Source organism: Ancylobacter sp. Lp-2 (genome assembly GCF_020523795.1).
Classification (GTDB): domain Bacteria; phylum Pseudomonadota; class Alphaproteobacteria; order Rhizobiales; family Xanthobacteraceae; genus Ancylobacter.
The window spans coordinates 46,091-63,598 of record NZ_JAJALI010000015.1 but is presented as its reverse complement, the minus strand read 5'-3'; the positions used below and the strand labels follow the sequence as shown (position 1 = coordinate 63,598).

18 protein-coding genes are annotated in these 17,508 nt (G+C 68.8%); 9 read left to right on the top strand and 9 right to left on the bottom strand.

What is annotated here, in order from left to right; genetic code table 11:
• Positions 1 to 20: 20 nt before the first annotated feature.
• From odhB to lpdA, 3 genes are read left to right on the top strand one after another with little or no spacing between them, the layout of a single operon-like run.
• A complete protein-coding gene (odhB, locus tag LGR54_RS24040) occupies positions 21 to 1,253 on the top strand; it encodes a 2-oxoglutarate dehydrogenase complex dihydrolipoyllysine-residue succinyltransferase (protein ID WP_230364489.1) in 1,233 nt (410 codons plus the stop codon).
• Positions 1,254 to 1,295: 42 nt separating this feature from the next.
• Positions 1,296 to 1,937 carry a LysE family transporter gene (locus tag LGR54_RS24035; RefSeq protein WP_370638271.1) on the top strand — a complete coding sequence of 214 codons (642 nt, stop codon included), beginning with the start codon at positions 1,296 to 1,298 and terminating at the stop codon, positions 1,935 to 1,937.
• A gap of 27 nt (positions 1,938 to 1,964) precedes the next feature.
• Positions 1,965 to 3,365 (top strand): dihydrolipoyl dehydrogenase, encoded by a 1,401-nt coding sequence (gene lpdA / locus LGR54_RS24030; RefSeq protein ID WP_230364488.1) that lies wholly within the window; start codon positions 1,965 to 1,967, stop codon positions 3,363 to 3,365.
• 153 nt (positions 3,366 to 3,518) lie between these two features.
• On the opposite strand, the gene LGR54_RS25865 is transcribed toward lpdA, so the two are convergent.
• The 3 genes from LGR54_RS25865 to LGR54_RS24020 all read right to left on the bottom strand — a co-directional run bounded on the left by LGR54_RS25865 (position 3,519) and on the right by LGR54_RS24020 (position 5,250).
• Positions 3,519 to 3,644 carry a hypothetical protein gene (locus tag LGR54_RS25865; RefSeq protein ID WP_255608041.1) on the bottom strand — a complete coding sequence of 42 codons (126 nt, stop codon included), beginning with the start codon at positions 3,642 to 3,644 and terminating at the stop codon, positions 3,519 to 3,521.
• Between the two features lie 106 nt (positions 3,645 to 3,750).
• Positions 3,751 to 4,176, bottom strand: coding sequence for a VOC family protein (locus LGR54_RS24025; RefSeq protein WP_230364512.1), 426 nt, complete (start codon positions 4,174 to 4,176; stop codon positions 3,751 to 3,753).
• A gap of 66 nt (positions 4,177 to 4,242) precedes the next feature.
• Positions 4,243 to 5,250 (bottom strand): tyrosine recombinase XerC, encoded by a 1,008-nt coding sequence (locus LGR54_RS24020; RefSeq protein ID WP_230364487.1) that lies wholly within the window; start codon positions 5,248 to 5,250, stop codon positions 4,243 to 4,245.
• 50 nt (positions 5,251 to 5,300) lie between these two features.
• On the opposite strand from LGR54_RS24020, the gene LGR54_RS24015 reads away from it, so the two are divergent.
• The 5 genes from LGR54_RS24015 to LGR54_RS23995 all read left to right on the top strand — a co-directional run bounded on the left by LGR54_RS24015 (position 5,301) and on the right by LGR54_RS23995 (position 10,172).
• Complete coding sequence (locus tag LGR54_RS24015; protein ID WP_230364486.1) at positions 5,301 to 7,514, top strand: primosomal protein N'; 2,214 nt, start codon at positions 5,301 to 5,303, stop codon at positions 7,512 to 7,514.
• A 272-nt stretch (positions 7,515 to 7,786) separates the two neighbouring features.
• On the top strand, positions 7,787 to 7,939 hold the full coding sequence (locus LGR54_RS24010; RefSeq protein ID WP_230364485.1) for a DUF5993 family protein: 153 nt from the start codon (positions 7,787 to 7,789) through the stop codon (positions 7,937 to 7,939).
• A gap of 63 nt (positions 7,940 to 8,002) precedes the next feature.
• The gene (locus LGR54_RS24005; protein WP_230364484.1) at positions 8,003 to 8,599 is read left to right on the top strand and encodes a disulfide bond formation protein B; all 597 of its coding nucleotides are present in this window, start codon (positions 8,003 to 8,005) and stop codon (positions 8,597 to 8,599) included.
• Positions 8,600 to 8,878: 279 nt separating this feature from the next.
• A complete protein-coding gene (locus LGR54_RS24000; protein ID WP_230364483.1) occupies positions 8,879 to 9,208 on the top strand; it encodes a hypothetical protein in 330 nt (109 codons plus the stop codon).
• A gap of 7 nt (positions 9,209 to 9,215) precedes the next feature.
• On the top strand, positions 9,216 to 10,172 hold the full coding sequence (locus tag LGR54_RS23995) for an AEC family transporter (protein WP_230364482.1): 957 nt from the start codon (positions 9,216 to 9,218) through the stop codon (positions 10,170 to 10,172).
• An 88-nt stretch (positions 10,173 to 10,260) separates the two neighbouring features.
• Here the strand turns inward: LGR54_RS23995 and LGR54_RS23990 are convergent, their stop codons facing one another.
• The 6 genes from LGR54_RS23990 to sdhC all read right to left on the bottom strand — a co-directional run bounded on the left by LGR54_RS23990 (position 10,261) and on the right by sdhC (position 16,105).
• Positions 10,261 to 11,505, bottom strand: coding sequence for a glycerophosphodiester phosphodiesterase family protein (locus LGR54_RS23990; protein ID WP_230364481.1), 1,245 nt, complete (start codon positions 11,503 to 11,505; stop codon positions 10,261 to 10,263).
• A gap of 86 nt (positions 11,506 to 11,591) precedes the next feature.
• The gene (gene gluQRS / locus LGR54_RS23985) at positions 11,592 to 12,452 is read right to left on the bottom strand and encodes a tRNA glutamyl-Q(34) synthetase GluQRS (RefSeq protein ID WP_230364480.1); all 861 of its coding nucleotides are present in this window, start codon (positions 12,450 to 12,452) and stop codon (positions 11,592 to 11,594) included.
• Between the two features lie 115 nt (positions 12,453 to 12,567).
• The gene (locus tag LGR54_RS23980) at positions 12,568 to 13,350 is read right to left on the bottom strand and encodes a succinate dehydrogenase iron-sulfur subunit (protein WP_214007324.1); all 783 of its coding nucleotides are present in this window, start codon (positions 13,348 to 13,350) and stop codon (positions 12,568 to 12,570) included.
• A gap of 76 nt (positions 13,351 to 13,426) precedes the next feature.
• Positions 13,427 to 15,286: a succinate dehydrogenase flavoprotein subunit gene (sdhA, locus tag LGR54_RS23975; RefSeq protein ID WP_230364479.1), complete on the bottom strand. Its 1,860-nt coding sequence runs from the start codon at positions 15,284 to 15,286 to the stop codon at positions 13,427 to 13,429.
• 5 nt (positions 15,287 to 15,291) lie between these two features.
• Complete coding sequence (gene sdhD / locus LGR54_RS23970) at positions 15,292 to 15,699, bottom strand: succinate dehydrogenase, hydrophobic membrane anchor protein (protein ID WP_230364478.1); 408 nt, start codon at positions 15,697 to 15,699, stop codon at positions 15,292 to 15,294.
• A gap of 4 nt (positions 15,700 to 15,703) precedes the next feature.
• A complete protein-coding gene (gene sdhC / locus LGR54_RS23965; RefSeq protein WP_370638270.1) occupies positions 15,704 to 16,105 on the bottom strand; it encodes a succinate dehydrogenase, cytochrome b556 subunit in 402 nt (133 codons plus the stop codon).
• Between the two features lie 293 nt (positions 16,106 to 16,398).
• Here sdhC and LGR54_RS23960 point away from each other — a divergent pair, with 293 nt between their 5' ends.
• Positions 16,399 to 17,451 carry a PHB depolymerase family esterase gene (locus LGR54_RS23960; protein ID WP_230364477.1) on the top strand — a complete coding sequence of 351 codons (1,053 nt, stop codon included), beginning with the start codon at positions 16,399 to 16,401 and terminating at the stop codon, positions 17,449 to 17,451.
• The last annotated feature ends 57 nt before the right edge of the window (positions 17,452 to 17,508 follow it).

Genomic DNA, 17,508 nt, shown 5'->3' with positions numbered 1-17,508 from the left:
GTAGGTAAGGGAAAAAGAGCATGGCCACCGAGATCCGCGTTCCGACGCTGGGCGAATCGGTCACCGAAGCGACCATCGGCAAGTGGTTCAAGAAGGCCGGCGAGGCCGTCGCCGCCGACGAGCCGATTGTCGAGCTTGAGACCGACAAGGTCACGATCGAGGTTCCGGCTCCCGCCGCCGGCGTGCTCTCCGAGATCATCGCCAAGGACGGCGAGACCGTCGGCGTTGGCGCCCTGCTCGGCTCCATCGGCGCAGGTGCCGGTGCGGCTGCCGCTCCCGCCGCCGCCCCGGCCAAGGCCGAGGCGCCCAAGCCCGCTCCGGCGGCTCCTGCCGCCGCGGCCCCGGCTGCCGCTGCCGCCGCGTCGGGCTCCAATGGCCCGGCGGTCGCCAAGCTCGCCGCCGAGACCGGCATCAACCCGGCACTGCTCGCCGGCTCCGGCAAGGACGGCCGGGTGACCAAGGGCGACATGCTCGCGGCCGTCGCCACTCCGCCCGCCGCCGCCCCGGCCCCGGCTCCTGTGGTCGCGCGCGCGCCCTCGACGCCGGTCGACGCCGCCCGCGAGGAGCGGGTGAAGATGACCAAGCTGCGCCTCACCATCGCCAAGCGGCTGAAGGATGCGCAGAACGCCGCGGCGATGCTCACCACCTTCAACGACGTCGACATGTCGGCGGTGATGAGCCTGCGCGCGCAGTACAAGGACGTGTTCGAGAAGAAGCACGGCACGAAGCTCGGCTTCATGGGCTTCTTCACCAAGGCGGTCATCCAGGCGCTGAAGGATGTGCCGGAGGTGAATGCCGAGATCGACGGTCAGGAACTGGTCTACAAGAACTACTACAATATCGGCATCGCCGTCGGCACCGATAAGGGCCTGGTGGTTCCGGTGGTGCGCGACGCCGACGCGCTGTCCATCGCCGGCATCGAGAAGGCGATCTCCGGCTATGGCCGCAAGGCGCGCGACGGCAAGCTCGGCATCGAGGACATGCAGGGCGGCACCTTCACCATCACCAATGGCGGCATCTACGGCTCGCTGATGTCCACCCCGATCCTCAACGCGCCGCAGTCGGGCATTCTCGGCATGCACCGCATCGAGGAGCGTCCGGTGGCGATCAAGGGCCAGGTGGTCATCCGCCCGATGATGTATCTGGCGCTCAGCTATGATCACCGCATCGTCGACGGCAAGGGCGCGGTGACCTTCCTGGTCCGCGTCAAGGAAGCGCTGGAAGATCCGACCCGCCTCGTGCTGGACCTGTGATCGCAACCAACTGAGGCGGCAACCAACCGGGCGGAGGGGGCGTTGAGCTATCTCGGCGAATTCGCGGCCATCATGGCCGTGTTCGCGGTGGTGATCGTGGCGCCGGGGGCGGATTTCGCCCTCGTCGTGCGCCAGAGCGTGGTGCATGGCCGCCGCGCGGCGCTGGTCACCTCCTTCGGCATCGGTGCCTCGCTCCTCTTCCACATCAGCTACACCATTCTCGGCATCGGGCTGGTGGTCTCGCAGTCGCTGGCGCTGTTCGCGCTGATCAAGTGGTGCGGCGTCGCCTATCTGGTCTATCTCGGCATCCGCTCCTTCTTCGAGAAGCCGTTCAGCCTCGACGAGACCGCGCTCGCCGGTGAGGCTCAGGCGGCTCGGCGCCTGTCGCTGCCGATGTGCTTCGGCATGGGCTTCCTCACCAATGCGCTGAACCCCAAGCCGGTGCTGTTCTTCCTGTCGCTGTTCTCGGCGCTGGTCAGCCACGAGACACCGGCCGCCGTCACTTTCCTGTATGGCATCGGCATGGCGGCGGCGCTGATCGCCTGGTTCGCCGGCGTCACGCTGTTCTTCACCAATCCCGCCGTGCGGGCACGCTTCGCGGCGGGCGGTCGCTGGTTCAACCGGATCACCGGGGCGACCTTCGTGCTGCTCGGCCTACGTCTTGCCGCCCAGAAGGCCGGCTGATCGCTTTCGGAATTCAAGGAAACCTCCATGTCCTACGACCTGATCGTCATCGGCACCGGCCCGGGCGGCTATGTCTGCGCCATCCGCGCCTCGCAGCTCGGCCTCAAGGTCGCGGTGGTGGAGAAGCGCGCCACCTTCGGCGGCACCTGCCTGAATGTCGGCTGCATCCCCTCCAAGGCGCTGCTGCACGCTTCCGAGCTGTTCGAGGAGGCCGGCCACTCCTTCGCCAATATGGGCATCGTGGTCGACAAGCCGAAGCTCGATCTGCCGGCGCTGCTCGGCTTCAAGGACAAGGCGGTGGACGGCAACACCAAGGGTGTCGCCTTCCTGATGAAGAAGAACAAGATCGACACCTTCCACGGCACCGCCAGCATCGCCGCGCCCGGCAAGGTCGAGGTCGCGCTCGCCGATGGCGGCCAGCAGACGCTGGAATCGAAGGCCATCGTCATCGCTACCGGCTCGGATGTGGCGAAGCTGCCGGGTATCGAGATCGATGAGCAGCGCATCGTCTCCTCCACCGGCGCCATCGCGCTCGACAAGGTGCCGGGCAAGCTGATCGTGGTCGGCGCCGGCGTCATCGGGCTGGAACTCGGCTCGGTGTGGCGCCGCCTTGGTGCCGAGGTGACCGTGGTCGAGTTCCTCGACCGCATCCTGCCCGGCATGGATGGCGAGGTCGCCAAGTCGTTCCAGCGCATCCTCGAGAAGCAGGGTGTCGCGTTCAAGCTCGGCGCCAAGGTCACCGGCGTCGACACCTCCGGCAAGACGCTGAAGGTCTCCATCGAGCCGGCCGCCGGCGGCGAGGCGCAGAGCCTGGAAGCCGATGTGGTGCTGGTCGCCATCGGCCGCGTCGCCTACACCGAGGGCCTCGGCCTCGAGGCGCTCGGCGTCGAGAAGGACAAGCGCGGCCGTGTGGTCACCGACCATTATTTCCGCACCAATGTGCCCGGCGTCTTCGCCATCGGCGACGCCATTGCCGGCCCGATGCTGGCCCACAAGGCGGAAGACGAGGGCGTCGCCATCGCCGAGCTGCTGGCCGGCCAGGCCGGGCATGTGAATTACGACGTCATTCCGGGCGTGGTCTACACTTCGCCGGAAGTCGCCGCGGTCGGCAAGACCGAGGAGGAGCTGAAGGCGGCCGGCATCGAGTACAAGGTCGGCAAGTTCCCCTTCCTCGCCAATGGCCGCGCCAAGGCCAACGACCAGACCGAGGGTTTCGTGAAGATCCTCGCCGACGCCGCCACCGACAAGGTGCTGGGCGCCCACATCATCGGCGTCGAGGCCGGCGAGATGATCCACGAATGCGCGGTGCTGATGGAGTTCGGCGGCTCGCCCGAGGATCTCGCCCGCACCTGCCACGCCCACCCCACCCGCTCCGAGGCGGTGAAGGAAGCGGCGATGGCGGTGGAGAAGCGCGCCATCCACATGTGAGGCCGCGCCTCGGCGCGGACGGCATGTGAGGCTCTGCCTCACGGCGGAAACGAGAACGGCCCGGAGAGCATCTCTCCGGGCCGTTCCGTTTTAGCGGGGACCGTCGCAGCTCAGGTGCCCGAGATCAGCTGCCCAAGGTCGGGTCCCGTTGTCTCAGGTACCCTGCGTCTGGGTCGGCTTCGGCGCCGAGGCATGGCCCGGCGAGCAGTCGGCAAGCGCAACCCCGGAGGCGGCCACGGTGAGGGAAAGCGCACACAGGGCCGTCACGATCTTCTTCATGTCAGGTCTCCTCTGGTGTGGACGCCCCAGTCTTACCCATGCGGAAGGTGATGAAAAGCGCGCCGCCGGTGCCATGTGACCTAAAGTCAGGCAAATCCACCCGGTCTCACGCAGCCGTGTAGGCCACCGCCTCGATCCGCCAGCCATCGGGGTCGGTGAGGAAGGCGGCGTAGTAACCCTCACCATAATGCGCGCGCAGCCCCGGCGCGCCGAAATCGGCGCCGCCATGGGTCAGCCCGGCGGCGTGGAAGCCGCGCACCGCCTCACGATCGGGCGCCAGGAAGCAGAAATGGCAGCCCGGCTGCGGCGTCACCGCTCCGGCGCGACGCTGGATCCAGAACGCCGCCGCTCCCGGCAGCCCGTCCGGCGAGGGCGCCTCCCCCGGCCGGCCCCAGCAGGCGGCGCCGCCATTCGGGTCCTCCGAGGCATCGTAGTGGCGCACCCGGACATAGGCGAGCGGCGCCAGCACCGCGTCGTAGAACGCCACCGAGCGGGCGAGGTCGCTCACCCCGACCGACATATGGTCGATCATCGGCAGGATCGGCTGCACCGTCAGCGTCATGTCGAACCCTTCTTGCCCGCGAACCTTCCTGACCCACTACCCTTCCTTGTTGTCGGCGAGGCGCGCGCGGGGATGCGCCGCCCGCCAGCTCGCCATCAGCGCCGAGGCGTCGACGGCGGCGTAGATCTGCGTGGTGGACAGCGAGGCGTGGCCGAGCAACTCCTGGATCGAGCGCAGATCGCCGCCGCGCGCCAGCAGATGCGTCGCGAAGGAGTGCCGCAGCGCATGCGGCGTCGCGCTGTCCGGCAGCCCCAGCGCCCCGCGCAGGCTCTCCACCGTGCGCTGGATCACCCGCGCGGACAGCGGCCCGCCCTTCTCGCCGACGAAGAGCGGCCCGCCGAGTTCCAGCGCGAACGGACAGGCCACCGCATAGGCGTCGATGGCCTTCAGCACATGCGGCAGCACCGGCACCATGCGGGTCTTGCCGCCCTTGCCGGTCACGGTGATGTGGTCGCCGGCTCCCGGCGCCGGCATGTCGCGCCGCCTCAGCCCCAGCGCCTCGGAGATGCGCAGGCCGGAGCCGTAGAGCAGCGCCAGCACCGCCGCGTCGCGCATCAGCACCCAGCTCTCACGCGCCTCGCCGGCACGGATATCCGGATCGGCGAGCTTCTTCGCATCGGCCACCGAGACCGGTCGCGGCAGGGTACGCGGGATCCTCGGCGCCCGCACCGCCGTCAACGCCCCCACCTTGCCCAGCCCCTCGCGCTCGAGATGCCGGCCGAAGGAGCGGGCGGCGGCGAGAAAGCGCATCTGGGTGCGCGGCTCGATGCCTTCCGCCCGCTTGGCGGCGATCACCGCCCGCACGTCGCGCGGGGCGAGCTCGGAGAAGGCGGCGAGGTCGGGCGTCGCGCCGAGATGCCGCGCCAGATGCTGCAGGAAGCCGGTCATGTCGCGCGCATAGGCCTCGCGCGTCTTGGCCGAGAGCCGCCGCTCATGGCCAAGACGCGCCAGCCAGGCTTTCAATGCCGGCGCCACGTCCGGCGCGGCGCCGGCGAGGAGAGCGATCTCCGCCCGCTCCGCCTTCTGGACGTCGGTCATCGCCATCTGCGCGTTTCCCCTTCTGTTCCGCGCCCATCCTGCCATATCTGAGCTTAATGAAAGCTCCGATTCTCCCCTTCGCCGAGGCGGCTGCGCCCGAGACCGTCGATGTGCTGCTGCCGGTGGCCATCGGCGCCGCCTATTCCTACCGCGTGCCGGAGGGCATGGAGCTTGCCCCTGGCGACGTGGTGGTGGTGCCGCTCGGCACCCGCAACATTCTCGGCTGCGTCTGGCCGCGCGATCCCGCCGCGCCGCAAAAGCCGGTCGATCCGGGCAAGCTGAAGCCGGTGATCCGCAAATACGCCGCCCCGCCGCTGTCGGCGCAGATGATCGCCTTCATCGACTGGATGGCGGAATACACCGTCTCGCCGCCCGGCATGGTGCTGCGCCTCGCCTTGCGCCATGACGAGGCCGCCGGCCCGCAGCGCGAGCGGGTCGGCGTGCGATTGACGGACAAGCGCCCGGAGCGCCGCACCGGCGCGCGCGAGAAGGTCATCGAGGCGCTCGCCGACGGCTTCCTGCGCCCGAAGAACGAGGCCGCCCGCGAGGCCGGCGTGTCGCCCTCGGTGGTGGACGGGCTGATCGACGAGGGGGTGCTGGAGACCGTCACCCTGCCGCCCGAGCCCGCTGCCGAGCCGCCGGATCCCGACCACGCGGTGCCCGAGCTGCTGCCCGGCCAGAAGGCGGCGGCGGATGTGCTGCGCGAGGCGGTGGCGGCGCACGAATTCCGCGTCCACCTGCTCGACGGCGTCACCGGCTCGGGCAAGACCGAGACCTATTTCGAAGGCGTGGCGCAGGCGATCCGCGACGGCCGGCAGGTGCTGATCCTGATGCCGGAAATCGCCCTCACCCAGGCCTTCCTCGACCGGTTCGCCAAGCGCTTCGGCGTCGTCCCGGCGCAGTGGCATTCGGCGGTCGGCAGCAAGCGTCGCGGCCGGGTGTTTGCCGGCGTCGCCTCCGGCGAGGTCGTGGTGGTGGCTGGTGCCCGCTCGGCGCTGTTCCTGCCCTACCGCGATCTCGGCCTCGTCATCGTCGACGAGGAGCACGACGCTGCCTACAAGCAGGAGGACGGCGTCCACTACCACGCCCGCGACATGGCGGTGGTGCGCGCCCGTCTCGCCGGCGCGCCGGTGGTGCTGGCGTCGGCGACGCCCTCCATCGAGACCGAGGTGAATGCCCGGCGCGGCCGCTATCTGCGCCTCGCGCTGCCCGAGCGCTTCGCCGGCACCAAGGTGCCCCGGCTGGAGCCCATCGACATGCGCCGGCAGGGGCCGCCCAAGGGCCGCTGGATCGCCCCGTCGCTGGTGACCGACATTACCGAGACGATCGAAGGCGGCGGGCAGGCGCTCTTGTTCCTCAACCGGCGTGGCTATGCCCCGCTCACCCTGTGCCGCACCTGCGGCCACCGCATCCGCTGCCCGTCCTGCTCGTCCTGGCTGGTCGAGCACCGCTTCCGCCGCCGGCTCGAATGCCATCAATGCGGCTACGCCACCCCGGTGCCGGAGGCCTGCCCTTCCTGCCACGAGCCCAACAGCCTCATCCCCTGCGGCCCCGGCGTCGAGCGGCTGCATGAGGAAATCCAGGCGCTGCTGCCGCAGGCGCGCGTGCAGGTGCTGTCCTCCGACCTCGCCGGCGGCGTCGAACGGCTGCGCACCGAGCTGAAGGCCATCGAGGACGGCGAGGTCGACGTCGTCGTCGGCACCCAGCTGGTGGCGAAGGGGCACAATTTCCCCGGCCTCGCTTTGGTCGGTGTGGTCGATGCCGATGTCGGGCTCGGTCATGGCGATCCGCGCGCCGCCGAGCGCACCTTCCAGCTGCTGCACCAGGTCGCCGGCCGCGCCGGCCGCCACAAGCTGGAGGGACGCGCCTTCCTGCAGACCTTCATGCCGGAGCACCCGGTGATGCAGGCGTTGATCGCCGGCGACCGCGCCGCCTTCTACGACCGCGAGATCGCGGTGCGCGAGGAGGCGCACCTGCCGCCCTTCGCCCGCTTCTGCGGCCTCGTCGTCTCGGCGAACGAGCAGCACGAGGCGCAGCGCCACGCCCAGGCGCTCGCCGCCTCGGCCCCCCTCGTCGAGGGCGTGCGCATCCTCGGCCCGGCGGAAGCGCCGATCGCGCTGCTGCGCGGCCGCCACCGACTGCGGCTGCTGGCGCGCGCGCCCCGCGCCTTCGACCTCTCCGCCTATGTGCGCGACTGGATGGCGAAAGCGCCGCGCCCGCGCGGCAATGTGAAGGTGGAGATCGACATCGACCCACAGAGCTTCCTGTGACCGTTTCTCGCCAGCCGCCTCCTTTAACCGACGTCCCCTGACCGACCTCCTTCAGCCGGCCTTCTGCGGCCCGGTTTTCTCTGACTAGCTTCCTCCGGCCGGCCCTCACCTGCCCGCCTCCTCTATCCGACCTCCTCTGACTGGTGTGCTCCGGCCGGGCCGACTCCACCGCAGCGCGTCGTGACAGCGACGGATTTCCTGCACAAAATGCGCGGCTTTCAACCTGCCCCGCTTCTGGCCCGTTTCCTCGGTTTAAGGACGTTCCGCCGATGATGAGCCTGCCGTTTTTCGGCCTGTTCGCCGGTCTGGCGCTCATCCTCGCCGGGCGTCGGGGCGCGGCCATGCTGGCCTGGGCGCTGTCGATGACGTTGCTGGCGCTGCTGTTCCGCCTGCACGCCACCGACGCACTGAACATCGCGCTGTGAGCCCTCGATGGCACCCCGCCCCGGAACACTCGCCCATCGAACCCCGCTCGTGAGGCCACGCGCATGAGCCCCGCCCCCGCCCTGCTCGACCCGGCCCGCTCGCGGCTGCTGAACGCGCTCGGCCTCGTCGCGGTGGCGCTGGTGCTGCTCTTCGCCTTCATCGACCAGATCTTCCGCCACGACCTGCCCTGCCCGCTCTGCATCCTGCAGCGGGTCGGCTTCTGCGGCGTCGGCGTCGGCCTCGCACTGAACCTGCGATTCGGCGCGCGGCCGAGCCACTATGCCGTCGCCATCCTCTCGGCGATGGCCGGCGCGCTCGTGTCGGTACGGCAGGTGCTGCTGCACATCGTGCCCGGCACCGGGTCCTATGGCGAGGCACTGCTCGGCCTGCACTTCTATTCCTGGGCGCTGGTGCTCTATATCGCCATCATCGCTGGCTGCGCCGTGCTGCTGCTGTTCGACCGGCAGTTCGAGGAGCCCCGGCCGGGGAACGGCCCGCCCAATGCCTTCCCCCTCGCCGCCCTCCCCCTCGCCGCTCTGGTGCTGATGGCGGCGCTGACGCTCGGCAACGGCGTCTCCACCGTGCTCGAATGCGGCGCCGGCCTCTGCCCGGACGATCCCGCCGGCTACCAACTGCTCTCCCCGTCCCCGGCTCCCTGATTCGCACGGCCTGCGTTCCACGCAAGCCTCTGTCCACCTTTGTCATATTGACGCGCGCCGGGCGGGCGCCTAGCTTCACCACCATGACGACCCTGGTGACGAGAGAGCGCATCCGCGCGGGACGGCGAATTCGTCGCCCGGCCGATTTTATCGGCCGGGATACCTGACCCTGTCTGCCGATTTCATCGGCCGGGGCACCTGAACTCTGAGGGCCGATGCGATCGGCCGCGAGTTCCGACGCTCACCAGCTCCTTTCTCGTCATTCCCGGATTAGCTCCCATGTCCTACGCCCTTCTCCGTCATCGCCTCGTGGTCGAGGCCGATGCCCATCCCAATCTCATGCTGCGCCTGCTCGAACCCTTCGCCGTGCACGACGTGCAGCCCACCCGGGTGCGCATGGACGGCCCGGCCGACGGCGTCATGGACATGGCCGATCTCGGCGCGATGCGGGCGGAGATCGCCTTCACCGCCCCGGTGGAGGTCGCCGAGCGCCTGTGGTCGCGCATCGACGTGATGGTGCCGGTGCGCTCCTCGCACCTCGTCTCCACCGCCGTCGCCCCGGCGTCCTCATCGACCTCTTCGCCAGCTTCCTCGGAAGCGGCGGCCTGAGGCATCCATGCTCGCACAGCTCGGCGCCCAGCTGGGCGGCATCGCCTTCCTCGTGGCGCCGGTGTTCGGTCTGATCGGCCTCGGCTATGTGGCGAGCCGGGGCGGCCTGCTGCGCGAGAAGGCGGCGGAGGGCCTGTCCGAATATGTGTTCGGGCTGGCCGTGCCGGTGCTGATCTTCAAGACGCTGGCCGAGGCGCAATTGCCGGCCGAGGGCCAGCCCTGGGGTTACTGGATCGCCTATTTCACCGGCGCCTTCACGGTGTTCGCCCTCGGCATGCTCGCGGCGCGGAAACTGTTCCACCGCGACCATACCGAGGCGGTGATCCAGGGCTTCACCTCCGGCCAGGCCAACACGGTCTTCGTCGGCGTGCCGCTGATCCTCACCGCCTTCGGGCCGGAGGGCGCGGTGCCGCTGTTCCTGCTCATCGCCATCCATCTGCCGGTGATGATGGTGGTCGCCACCGTGCTCACCGAGGGCGCCGCCTCCGGCCTCTCGCTCGCCGGGCTGAAGAAGCTCGGCCGGCAGCTGGCCTATAATCCGATCCTGCTCGGCATCTATGCCGGCGGCATCGCCAAGGTGATCGGCTATGCGCCGGACGGCCTCTTAAAGCAGACCATCGACATGCTGGCGGCGTCCGCCTCGCCCTGCGCGCTGGTCTCGCTCGGCCTCGCCTTGCACCGCTACCCGATCCGCGGCGACATCGCCCCAGCGGCGGTGATGACCACGCTGAAGCTCGTCGTGCACCCGGCGCTGGTGTTCGGGCTGGTGCAGGTGTTGCCGATGCCGAAAGTATGGGCCGATGTCGCGGTGGTGTTCGCGGCGATGCCCTCGGGCATCAACGCCTATCTGCTGGCGCAGCGCTACCGCGTCGGCGTCACCGCCTCGGCGAGCGCGGTGTCGCTGTCGACCGCGCTCAGCCTATTCACCGTCTCGGTGTGGTTCCTGATCCTCGGCGTCGGCTAACGCCTCGAATCCGGCCTAAGGACCGCCGCCGGCGGATCGGACGCCGTGCGGCGGGGGCGGTGATCGACGAAATCAGGCCTGCTTCGGCTCAGTTCAGCTTCATGCAATTGGCGTAGAAGGTGGTGGTCGCCGGCCAGTCGGAGAACACCCCGATCACCCCGATGTCGCGGGCCAGCACGTCGAGCAATGCGAACGTGTCGCCGTCGCGGTCGGTCACCGACTTGATCGACTGGTAATAGTAGCCGCCGCCATCCTTCAGCGGGCCGGAGCGCTCCAGCGACCAGGAGATCAGCCCGAGCCCGGCCTTCTTGGCCTCCTCGGCATAGAGCGAGGGCACGATCTTGCCGTCCTTGGCCGTGACCAGCATCCACAGCGGCGGGGCGAGGATCTTCACCCCCTTGTCGGCGAGCTCCTGCATGGAGGGCTTCCAGCTCTCCGCCTTCATGTTGTCGAAGCCGGTGTCGGTCTCGTCGCGACCGTCGAGATACACCGCCTGCGCGCCGAATTCCGGGGCGTTCTTCAGCCAGTACAGCACGTCGTCAAGCTGGAAGGACTGGGCGTAGACGTCCTTCGGGTCGATGCCGGCCGCCTTGTACTCGTCGATCAGCTGCTGGGCGTAGTTCGCCTGGGTGTAGCTGCCCTCGAACGGCATGGTCACTTCCGGCGCCTTCAGCTCCGGGGTGAACTTCAGGCCGAGCGACTTGACCAGCTCGACATATTCCTTGTGCGACATCAGCGTCGCGCGGTCGACATAGAGGTCGGTGCGCCAGCGCGGCGTCGAATTCATGTAGTCGGCCACCGTGGTGGCGGCGGGGTTGCCGGCGTCCATCTTCGGCTTCAGCGACTTGAACTCGGCCAGCGTCAGGTCGCTGGTGCAGCATTTGGCGCTGGCCTTGCGGCCGGTCGCCGGGTCGGCCGGCTGGAAGCCCTGCGAGCACTTCGAGGCGAGCTCGGGCCGCGCGAGGATATCGGTGGTGGTGTGCAGGTCGCACTGGGCGTGGCGGCACACCAGCTGGCGGTCCTTGGTGAAGGCGACGTCGCATTCGATGACGCCGGCGCCCATCTGCGCGGCGGCGAGATAGCCCTCGCGGGTATGCTCGGGGAATTGCAGCGGCGCGCCGCGATGCGAGATCGAGAAATTCTTGGTGGTGAACGGCCCCTTGCACTGCGCCAGCTGATCCTTCAGCGGGCCGTCCTTCATGGTGTCGACGAGATGGAACGGGCGCGGGCCGACTTCGGCGAGCCGGCTAACTTCCTGCGCCGCCAGCGGCGCGACGAAAAGCGAGAGCGCGAGTGCGGCAAGTGGCAGGCGGATCGACAGCGGGCGCGACATGGACGGTTTCCCTTCCCCGGCGGATGACGGCGAAGGCATAGCCGCCGCCGATGACATCGGCTTGACGCAGCGGGAAACGCCAATCCTTAGCCGAGCGCCATGTGCCGCGCCTCGGCGGCGCTCACTCCGCGCGCGCGCAGGTCACGCAGGCTTTCCGAGCCGATCGACTTGGACAGCTTGCACCCCTGCTCATCGAGCACCAGCGCATGATGGCGGTAGAGCGGTTCGGGCAGGTCGAGCAGCCTTTGCAGCAGGCGATGCACCGAGGTCGCCGCCTTCAGGTCGGCACCGCGCACCACATGGGTGACGCCCTGCACGGCATCGTCGACCACCACCGAGAGGTGATAGCTGGTCGGCGTCTCCTTGCGGGCGATGACGACGTCGCCCCACGCCGCCGGGTCGGCCGGCACCGGCCCCGCCTCGCCCGCCTCGCGCCAGCTCAGCCCCTCCCCCACCAGCGCCACCGCGCGTGCCATGTCGAGCCGCAGCGCATAGGGCTCGCCCGCCGCCTGCCGCTCGCGGCGCTCCGCCTCGTCCATCGCCGCGCGGGAAAACGGAAACAGCGGCGCCCCGTCCGGGTCGCTCGACCAGCCCGGCCGGGCGGCGACCGCGCGGCGGATCTCGGCGCGGCTCTCGAAGCTCGGATAGACGAGGTCCATCGCCTCCAGCCGCGCCAGCGCGGCGCGGTAGGCGTCCATATGCTCGGACTGCCGGCGCACCGGCCGCTCCCAGTCGAGCCCGAGCCAGGCGAGATCCTCATAGATCGCCGCCTCGTACTCCGGCCGGCAGCGCGTGGCGTCGATATCCTCGATGCGCAGCAGGAACCGCCCGCCCGCCGCGCGCGCCATCTCGGCATTGAGCAGCGCCGAACGCGCATGGCCGAGATGCAGCAGCCCATTCGGGCTCGGCGCGAAGCGGAAGACGGGGCGGGGATCGGGGCGGGGCATCGCTCGTGTCTACGCCATTCACGAGGCATCAGGCGAGAGGCCGCGCGGGTCCCGAAACGCATATGGCCGGGACGAGCCCGGCCATATCGACGCGTCGAAAGAAGAAGAACCGCCGTCAGAACTGGCGGGCCACCATCATCTTCTTGATCTCGGCGATCGCCTTGGCCGGGTTCAGCCCCTTCGGGCAGGCCTTGGCGCAGTTCATGATGGTGTGGCAGCGATAGAGCCGGAACGGGTCCTCGAGGTCGTCGAGCCGCTCGCCGGTCGCCTCGTCGCGGCTATCGATCAGCCAGCGATAGGCCTGCAAAAGCGCCGCCGGGCCGAGATAGCGGTCGCCGTTCCACCAGTAGCTCGGGCAGGAGGTCGAGCAGCAGGCGCACAGGATGCACTCATAGAGCCCGTCGAGCTTCTCGCGGTCCTGGCGGCCCTGCGGCCATTCCTTTTCCGGCGCCGGGGTCTTGGTGTGCAGCCACGGCTCCACCGAGGCGTGCTGGGCGTAGAACTGGGTGAGGTCCGGCACCAGGTCCTTCACCACCGGCATGTGCGGCAGCGGGTAGATGTTGACCGACTTCGCCGTCACGTCGTCCATGCTCTTGAGGCAGGCCAGCGTGTTGGTGCCGTCGATGTTCATCGCGCAGGAGCCGCAGATGCCCTCGCGGCAGGAGCGGCGGAAGGTCAGCGTCGGGTCGATCTTGTTCTTGATATAGATGAGGCCGTCGAGAACCATCGGCCCGCAATCGTCGCGGTCGACATAATAGGTGTCGACATGCGGGTTCTTCCCGTCATCCGGGTTCCACCGATAGATGCGGTATTCGGTCAGCCGGTTGGTGCCCTCCGGCTTCGGCCACACCGTGCCGGGAACGAGCTGCGAGTTCTTCGGAAGCGTGAGCTGGACCATCTGGCCTTTATCCCTTTCCCGCGGCCGATGCCGCAGGCCTGTCGGTAATCGCGCGCGGCCGCTGCCGCAGGCTGGCTCAGTAGACCCGCTTGCGCGGCTCGATGTACTGGATGTCGTTCGACATCGTGTAGGTGTGCACCGGACGGTCGTCGAGCCGCACCGCGCGGGTGTCGAAATCGACGAAGGCCAGCGTGTGCTTCATCCACTTGCTGTCGTCGCGATCCGGGAAGTCCTCGCGGGCATGGGCGCCCCGGCTCTCGGTACGCGCCGCCGCGCCTTCCATCGTCACCGTGGCGAGGCAGATGAGGTTGTCATATTCCAGCGTCTCGATGAGATCGGAATTCCACACCAGCGAGCGGTCGGTGACGTCGATGTCGTCGGTGCCGGCGAACACGTCGGCGATCAGCTTGCGGCCTTCCTGCAGCACGTCGCCGGTGCGGTAGACCGCGCAGTTGTTCTGCATCACCTTCTGCATGGAGAGGCGCAGCTCGGCGGTCGGCGTCGAGCCGGAGGCGTTGCGGAAATGGTCGAGCCGCGACAGAGCGAGCTCGGCCGAATTGGCCGGCAATTCGCGCTGCTTGTCACCGGGGGTGAGCAGCTCGGCGCAGCGCAGCGCGGCGGCGCGGCCGAACACCACGAGGTCGGTCAGCGAGTTGGAGCCGAGCCGGTTGGCGCCGTGGATCGACACGCAGGCGCATTCGCCCACCGCCATCAGGCCAGGCACCACATGGTCGGGGTTGCCGTCCTTCTTGGTGACGACCTCGCCGTGGAAGTTCGTCGGGATGCCGCCCATGTTGTAATGCACGGTCGGCAGCACCGGGATCGGCTCCTTGGTCACGTCGACACCGGCGAAGATCTTCGCGCTCTCGGAGATGCCCGGCAGGCGCTCATGCAGGATCGCCGGGTCGAGATGGTCGAGGTGCAGGAAGATGTGGTCCTTGTTCTTGCCGACGCCGCGCCCCTCGCGGATCTCCATGGTCATGGAGCGCGAGACGACGTCGCGCGAGGCGAGGTCCTTGGCGGAAGGCGCGTAGCGCTCCATGAAGCGCTCGCCCTCGGAATTGGTGAGGTAGCCGCCCTCGCCGCGCGCGCCCTCGGTGATCAGGCAGCCCGAGCCGTAGATGCCGGTCGGGTGGAACTGCACGAACTCCATGTCCTGCAAGGGCAGGCCAGCGCGCAGCACCATGGCGTTGCCGTCGCCGGTGCAGGTATGGGCTGATGTCGCCGAGAAATAGGCGCGGCCATAGCCGCCGGTGGCGAGGATCACCGTCTGCGCCCGGAATCGGTGGAGGGTGCCGTCGTCCATCTTCAGGGCGACGATGCCGCGGCAGCGGCCATCCTCGTCCATGATCAGGTCGAGGGCGAAATACTCGATGAAGAACTCGGCCGAGTGCTTCAGCGCCGCGCCGTAGAGCGTGTGCAGGATGGCGTGACCGGTACGGTCGGCGGCGGCGCAGGTGCGCTGCGCCGGGGTCTTGCCGTAGTCGATGGTCATGCCGCCGAAGGGGCGCTGGTAGATCTTGCCGGCCTCGGTGCGCGAGAACGGCACGCCCCAGTGCTCCAGCTCATAGACGGCCGCCGGCGCGTGGCGCACCAGATATTCGATGGCGTCCTGATCGCCCAGCCAGTCCGACCCCTTCACGGTGTCGTACATGTGGTAGCGCCAGTCGTCGACGCCCATATTGCCGAGCGAGGCGGCGATGCCGCCCTGCGCCGCCACGGTGTGCGAGCGGGTCGGGAACACCTTGGTGACGCAGGCGGTGCGCAGCCCGGCTTCCGAGCAGCCGACCACCGCGCGCAGGCCGGCGCCGCCGGCGCCCACCACCACCACGTCATAGGTGTGGTCGGTGATCGGGTAGGCGCCGTTCAGATAGGCGGCCTTCGGGTCGGCGGAACCGTTGGCGGCAGAACCGTTGGCGGAATGGGTCTCGGCCATGGGAACTAGCCTCCGAAGCTGATCTTGAGGATCGCGAACACCCCGGCGCAGCCCATGGCGGCGCAGAAGAAGGTGTTGCCGACCAAAGCGAGCACCTTGGCGCCCTCGTTATGGACGTAGTCCTCGATCACCACCTGCATGCCCGCCCGCATGTGGGTGGTGATGGAGACGATGGCGAGGAGAAGGATGATCGCCACGATCGGCTGGCCGATGGTGGCCAGCACCCGCTCGGGGGGCTCGCCGGCGACGCAGACCAGCACCGCGAGAAACGCAAGGGTCAGCGGCACATTGGCGAGCGCGGTCACGCGCTGCAGCCAGAAATGGTGGGTGCCGGAATGGGCGGCGCCGAGGCCGGCGACGCGGCGGCGCACCGTGCGCAGCGAGGAGCCCGGGAAGTCGGAAGATCCGCTCATGACTTCAGCCCTTCACCGCAAAGATGACGACCCACAGCAGCACCGTCAGCGCCACCGAACCGCCGATGGTCAGCTTGGCCATCAATTCGCGCGCCTCCGGCCCGAAGCCGTGGCCCATGTCCCAGATGAAGTGGCGCAGGCCGCCCAGCATGTGGTGCAGCATCGCCCAGCTGAAGCCGAACAGCACGATGAGGCCGATCCAGCTGCCATAGACGGCGTTCACCGTCGCGAAGGCGTTGGGGGAGCTTGCCGCCGCCACCAGCCACACGACCAACAGGAAGGTGCCGAAATAGAGAGCCACGCCGGTAATTCGGTGCACGATGGACATCATCATCGTGAGCATCGGCCGGTAAATCTGGAGATGCGGCGAAAGCGGCCGCCGGGCAGCGCCGTGCATATCGGACATTGCGAGGTCCTTCAGTCTATGCGGAGTGCGTAGCGGAAACGATAGCAGTTCGCAATCATTCCAAAGGCGACGTCTATAGGTTTTTGGGTGCGTCGCAGCAAGGGCAACCTAGCGATGCCGGACGCTCTTGTCAGGAGGCAATCGCGCCGGTCATGGACCATTAACCATCTTTGCCATTTAATTGACGGAATGGCGGCGTCAATGACCGCCGAATGGTGGCGTGAGCGAGGACCGGCATGCGGCGTGCGTGTTTTGCCCGACTGTCGGGGCTTGGCCGATTTTGTGTTGCCGTCATGGCCCTGTTGCTGGCGCCGGCCCTCCTTGGGCCGTTCGCGGCCGCGCAGGCGCAGCAGCGCTCCATCGCGTTTCAGGGCACGACGCGAAACTACATCCTGCATGTTCCGAAGAATCTGCCGCCCGGCCCGCGGCCGCTGGTCGTCGCCTTGCACGGCGCCCTGCAGCCGGCCAGCATCATGCAGCGCTACCTCGATCTCGACGCGGTGGCCGACCGCGAAGGCTTCGTCGTCGCCTATCCCAAGGGCATCAACCTGATCTGGAACGACGGCCGTGCCTCGGTCGCCGGCTTCCTGCCGATCCTCGATGCCCGCGACGATGCCGGCTTCGTGCTGGCGGTGCGCGACGAGCTCGTCGCGCAGGGGCTGGCCGATCCCGGCCGCTCCTATCTCATGGGCTTCTCCAATGGCGGCTTCCTCACCGCCTTCGTCGCCTGCCGCCATGCCGACGCCTTCGCCGCCTTTGCCACCATGATGATGACGGTGCCGGTCGGCTATGCGGAATCCTGCCGGCCGTCGAAGCCGGTGCCGATCCTGATGATGAACGGCACCTATGATCCCATCGTGCCGATGTTCGGCCGCCCGACGCCGGGGGCCCGGCTGATGTCGGCGCGGGAAAGCGCCGAGCTGTTCGCCCGCATCGACGGTTGCGCTTCCGCCCAGGTCAGCCAGGCGCCGAATACCCGCATCTACCGCTTCGACCGCTGCGCCGGCGGCGCGGCGGTGGCCTATTACGAGATTGCCGGCGGCCACCAGCCGCCCGCCCAGTCGGTCGACGCCGGCGATGCCCTGGCCGCGCTGCTGCTCGGGCCGCGCCGCAGCGGTCTCGACGCGCCGAACGAGATCTGGTCCTTCTTCAAGCGCTACGGCACGCCGACGGTGCCGGAGACGCCGCCCGGCACCGAGGCCCTGGTGGCCGCCGGCACCGCCGCCACGTCGCAGCCGCTGCCTTTGCGTCCCGGCGCCGCCGCATCGCGCACCGTCACGACGCTCGCCAGCGTGCCGCTGCCGATGGCCTCGCCGCTGCGCCGCAAGTCCGCCAGCGCGGAGTGATCCGTCGGCACGCAATGCCCCACCGACGCGGAATGAGGGGGCGTCCACGCGCCCTCG

Excerpts from the sequence above, each read along its gene's own strand:
- odhB (WP_230364489.1), top strand. The coding sequence starts at position 21 with ATGGCCACCGAGATCCGCGTTCCGACGCTGGGCGAATCGGTCACCGAA.
- lpdA (WP_230364488.1), top strand. The coding sequence starts at position 1,965 with ATGTCCTACGACCTGATCGTCATCGGCACCGGCCCGGGCGGCTATGTC.
- LGR54_RS25865 (WP_255608041.1), bottom strand. The coding sequence starts at position 3,644 with ATGAAGAAGATCGTGACGGCCCTGTGTGCGCTTTCCCTCACCGTGGCC.
- LGR54_RS24025 (WP_230364512.1), bottom strand. The coding sequence starts at position 4,176 with ATGATCGACCATATGTCGGTCGGGGTGAGCGACCTCGCCCGCTCGGTG.
- LGR54_RS24020 (WP_230364487.1), bottom strand. The coding sequence starts at position 5,250 with ATGGCGATGACCGACGTCCAGAAGGCGGAGCGGGCGGAGATCGCTCTC.
- LGR54_RS24015 (WP_230364486.1), top strand. The coding sequence starts at position 5,301 with ATGAAAGCTCCGATTCTCCCCTTCGCCGAGGCGGCTGCGCCCGAGACC.
- LGR54_RS24010 (WP_230364485.1), top strand. The coding sequence starts at position 7,787 with ATGAGCCTGCCGTTTTTCGGCCTGTTCGCCGGTCTGGCGCTCATCCTC.
- LGR54_RS24005 (WP_230364484.1), top strand. The coding sequence starts at position 8,003 with ATGAGCCCCGCCCCCGCCCTGCTCGACCCGGCCCGCTCGCGGCTGCTG.
- LGR54_RS24000 (WP_230364483.1), top strand. The coding sequence starts at position 8,879 with ATGTCCTACGCCCTTCTCCGTCATCGCCTCGTGGTCGAGGCCGATGCC.
- LGR54_RS23995 (WP_230364482.1), top strand. The coding sequence starts at position 9,216 with ATGCTCGCACAGCTCGGCGCCCAGCTGGGCGGCATCGCCTTCCTCGTG.
- LGR54_RS23990 (WP_230364481.1), bottom strand. The coding sequence starts at position 11,505 with ATGTCGCGCCCGCTGTCGATCCGCCTGCCACTTGCCGCACTCGCGCTC.
- gluQRS (WP_230364480.1), bottom strand. The coding sequence starts at position 12,452 with ATGCCCCGCCCCGATCCCCGCCCCGTCTTCCGCTTCGCGCCGAGCCCG.
- LGR54_RS23980 (WP_214007324.1), bottom strand. The coding sequence starts at position 13,350 with ATGGTCCAGCTCACGCTTCCGAAGAACTCGCAGCTCGTTCCCGGCACG.
- sdhA (WP_230364479.1), bottom strand. The coding sequence starts at position 15,286 with ATGGCCGAGACCCATTCCGCCAACGGTTCTGCCGCCAACGGTTCCGCC.
- sdhD (WP_230364478.1), bottom strand. The coding sequence starts at position 15,699 with ATGAGCGGATCTTCCGACTTCCCGGGCTCCTCGCTGCGCACGGTGCGC.
- sdhC (WP_370638270.1), bottom strand. The coding sequence starts at position 16,105 with ATGTCCGATATGCACGGCGCTGCCCGGCGGCCGCTTTCGCCGCATCTC.
- LGR54_RS23960 (WP_230364477.1), top strand. The coding sequence starts at position 16,399 with ATGGCCCTGTTGCTGGCGCCGGCCCTCCTTGGGCCGTTCGCGGCCGCG.